1 protein-coding gene and 1 pseudogene are annotated in these 1,723 nt (G+C 78.9%); both read right to left on the bottom strand.

What is annotated here, in order from left to right:
• Nucleotides 1–207: pseudogene (locus HLB09_RS16595) on the bottom strand (hypothetical protein); the annotation flags it as partial.
• Nucleotides 208–300: 93 nt separating this feature from the next.
• Entirely contained in the window at nucleotides 301–1,581 is a 1,281-nt protein-coding gene (locus tag HLB09_RS16600) for a DUF349 domain-containing protein (RefSeq protein WP_171204404.1), read from the bottom strand.
• Nucleotides 1,582–1,723: the final 142 nt, after the last annotated feature.

Raw genomic sequence — 1,723 nt, forward strand, 5'->3', positions numbered from 1 at the left:
GAGCGCCCCGGCGCGGACCACCGCGTCGCCCGCCAGGTCGGCCGCGGCGAAGACGTGCGGCACCAGCTCCACGAGCAGCCCCTCGGCCGCCATCGCCCGCAGGACGGCCGCGGGCACCCCGCCCGGCGTCCACACGCCGTCGGGGGCGGCGGAGCGGCGGAGACCCGGGCCGGTGGGCGGCCCGGCGGGCACGGCGTCCGTCATCACCCCGGCATCCTGGCGCCCACCGGAGGGAGCCGCCGGGGCCCGGGCGCCCACCTGTGGACGGGCGCCCGGGGACGCGAGGGGAGGCGCGGGGGGTCAGCCGCTGAAGTCGGCGGCCGCCCGCTCCACCTGCTGCAGCCAGGCGCGGCGGGCGTCGAGGGCCTCCCGGGCGCGGCGCACGGCGCGCTCGTCCCCGGCCCCCTCCGCCTGCTCCAGCTCGGCCTCGAGCCCGGCGATGGAGTCCTGGAGCTGGCCCAGCGCACCCTCGGCGCGGGCCCGCGCCTCGGGGTTCGTGCGCCGCCAGCGCTCGGAGTCGGCGTCGCGCACGGCCTGCTCGACCGCGCGCATCCGCTTCTCGATGCGGCCGAGGTCAGCCCGGGGCACCCGGCCGGCGGCGTCCCAGCGCTCCTGCACGTCGCGCAGGGCGGCCGTGGCGGCCCGCACGTCGCGGACGGGGAGGATCGCCTCCGCCTCGACGAGCAGGGCCTCCTTGACGGCGAGGTTCTCCTTCTCGCCCTCCAGCTGCTCGGCGTCCTTGGCGTCACGTGCGCTGAAGAAGACGTCCTGCGCCGCGCGGAAGCGCGCCCACAGGGCGTCGTCCTCCTTGCGCGCCGCCCGCGGGGCCGCCTTCCAGCGGTCCATGAGCTGGCGGTAGGCGGTGGACGTCGGGCCCCACTCGGTCGAGCCGGAGAGCGCCTCCGCCTCGACGATGAGGCCCTCCTTCACGGCCTTGGCCTCGCCGTGGCGCGCGTCGAGCTCGGCGAAGTGGTGCCGGCGGTGCCGCTCGAAGCGGTTGCGCGCGTGCTTGAGGCGGCGCCAGAGGTCGTCCTCCTCGCCCTTGGGCAGGCGGGCCGTGCCGGCGGCGCGCTGCTGCTCGCGCCACAGGTCGAACAGCGCCCGCAGGCGCTCACCGGAGGCCTTCCACTGCACCTGGGCGGGATCGGCCTCGGCGAGCGCCTCGGCCTCCTCGACGAGCTCGACGCGCTGCGCGCGGACGACGCCGCGGGCCTGCTCCCGGGCGATGTTCGCCTCGCGCTCGCGCTCGGTGACGCGGGCGCCGAGGGCGTCCACGCGCTCGCCCAGGCCGGCGAGGTCGCCGACGGCGGTCGCGTCCTGCAGGGCGCGGGACACCTTCGCCAGGGCCGAGCGCAGCTCGCCGACGGGCGCGTCGGCCACGTCGAGGCGCTGCTCGACGAGGTCGACCTGCGCCACGAGGTCGGCGAAGCGGCGGCCGAAGTAGGCCAGCGCCTCGTCCGCGGCGACGTCCGGGTAGGAGCCGACGACCCGCTCGCCGTCCGCCGTGCGCACGTGGACGACGCCCTCGTCGTCGACGCGGCCCCACTCGGCCGTGTCGGCGGGCGCGTGCTCGGCGCTCACCGCGGGCGCTCCCGCAGTCTCGTCACGACGGCGACCGCCCGGGCGACCCGCCGGGCGGGGGCCCCGCGAGGACGCCGAGGGGGACGACGCACCGGTGGAGGAGGCGGGCCCGGCGGCGCCGGGGCGCGAGATCGGAAGAGCG

The sequence above is a fragment of the Pseudokineococcus marinus genome (assembly GCF_013004605.1).
GTDB classification, from domain to species: Bacteria; Actinomycetota; Actinomycetes; order Actinomycetales; family Quadrisphaeraceae; genus Pseudokineococcus; species Pseudokineococcus marinus.